Here is a 1,881-nt window from a genome sequence, read left to right on the forward strand (position 1 = left end):
GATTGGATGGTCATGCTGCGGTCTCCTGGGGAAAATGTTGCGATGGAAGCGGCGTGCCGCCGAGATAGTAGGTCTTGATGTCGTCGCGCTGGCGCAGGTCGGCGGCCGACCCTTCCAGCACGCTCTTTCCGTTTTCGAGCACGGTGGCGCGGTCGGCATATTTCAGCGCCACTGCCGAATTCTGCTCGGCGACAAGGATCGAAAGATCTTCGTCCCGATTGAGCCGCTTCAAAGCGCTAAAAATCTCGTCGACGATCAGCGGCGCCAGCCCCATCGAAGGCTCGTCCAGCACGAACAGTTTCGGCCGCGACATCAGACCGCGGCCGATCGCCGTCATCTGCTGCTCGCCGCCGGAGGTGAGGCCGGACCGGGTTCGCCGCTTCTCGGCGAGCCTGGGGAAAAGCGCATAGACGCGGTCGAGGTCGGCCTTGACGCCGGTGCGGGAGGACGAACGCCCGAGCGCGCCGGTCAGAAGGTTCTCCTCGACCGTCAGCGAGCGGAAGCAGTGTCGGCCCTCGAGGACCTGGACCAGACCCTTGCGGACGAGGTGAGAGGGGCTTGCCCTGGAGACATCCTCGCCGTCGAAAGTGATCCGGCCAGCGGTAACAGTACCGCGCTCGGCCGGGAGGAGATTGGATACGGCGCGTAGCAGGGTCGTCTTGCCGGCGCCGTTGGAGCCGAGCAGTGCGACGATCTCGCCTTTGCCGACCGACAGGTCGACACCGTGCAGGGCGGCGATGGCGCCGTTGTAGACGGCCTCCACGCGACTGACCGACAGGATCGGATTTTCCGGGCTGGACATCGATGACTCCGCAATAGGCAGGAAATCGCGGGCGGCCCGGGGGCCGCGCCGCGAGTTGTTGGACTTCAGTTGCTGACCACTGCTTCGGCGTCTTCGGCCGTGCGGATCTTGATGCCCTTTTCCTTGGCATAGGCCTCGGACGACTTCTCGATGATCGGACGCAGCAGCTTCCAGTCGGGCGCAATCCAGTCGGAGACGACGTTCCACTTCTTGCCGTCCCACTGCTGGAAGGTCACGTAGCCGTCACCTTCGTGATTGTCCCAGGAGACGTTGATCGAGTGGAACAGGTCCTTGGCGCCCAGCGCCTCGACGCGTGCCGGATCGAGCTTGAGATGCTCGAAGCCCCAGCGGACTTCGTCGCCGGTGAGCGTGCGGTTGCCGAACTTGGCCTGCGCGATGCGGACCGCCTCGACATTGAGGATGCCGTTGACGATGCCGAGATTGTGGTAGACCGAGCCGATACGGCTCTTTTCCTCGAGATTGCCTTTGCCGGCGCCGTAGACCGTTTTGACGATCTCCTGGACCACCGGATACTGCTCGCCTGACGCCTGGGTGGTGATGGCCGTATAGCCCTTGGCGGCATCGCCGGCGGGGATCACATCCTCTTCCGAATTCGACCAGACATTGCCGACGATGTGATCGGCCGGGAAGCCGGTCTTCTGCGCGGTCTTGAGCGCAACCGGGTTCATCACGCCCCAGCCGCGCAGCACCACATAGTCCGGATGCTCGCGACGGATCGTCAGCCACTGCGCCTGCTGCTCGTTGCCTGGATGCGGAACCTCGATCTGCGACAGCTCGAAGCCGTATTTCTGCGACAGCAGCTCATAGATCGGAATCGTCTCCTTGCCATAGGGCGAGCCGTGATAGAGCACGACGATCTTCTTGCCCTTGAGCTTGTCGAGGCCACCTTCCTTGGAGGCGATATAGTTCACGATGCCCGAGGTCTCGCTGTAGGGATTGAGCAGCAGCGGGAAGACGTAAGGGAACACGCGTCCGTCCGTGGTGTCGGTGCGGCCGTGGTTGATGGTAATCAGCGGCACCTTGTCATCGGTGATGCGGTCGATCATGGCATAGGCGAT

2 protein-coding genes are annotated in these 1,881 nt (G+C 62.9%); both read right to left on the minus strand.

Annotation, left to right across the window (positions count from 1 at the left end):
• Window positions 1-10 precede the first annotated feature (10 nt).
• A complete protein-coding gene (locus NKJ32_RS35320) occupies window positions 11-802 on the minus strand; it encodes an ABC transporter ATP-binding protein (RefSeq protein WP_352830561.1) in 792 nt (263 codons plus the stop codon).
• 65 nt (window positions 803-867) lie between these two features.
• On the minus strand, window positions 868-1,881 hold a 1,014-nt coding region (locus tag NKJ32_RS35325), incomplete at its 5' end, for an ABC transporter substrate-binding protein (protein WP_352830563.1).

The organism is Mesorhizobium sp. M0159, from assembly GCF_040322295.1.
Lineage (GTDB): Bacteria > Pseudomonadota > Alphaproteobacteria > Rhizobiales > Rhizobiaceae > Mesorhizobium.

What these genes read in the sequence shown, in the direction of transcription:
- NKJ32_RS35320 (WP_352830561.1), bottom strand. Translation starts at nt 802, where the DNA reads ATGTCCAGCCCGGAAAATCCGATCCTGTCGGTCAGTCGCGTGGAGGCC.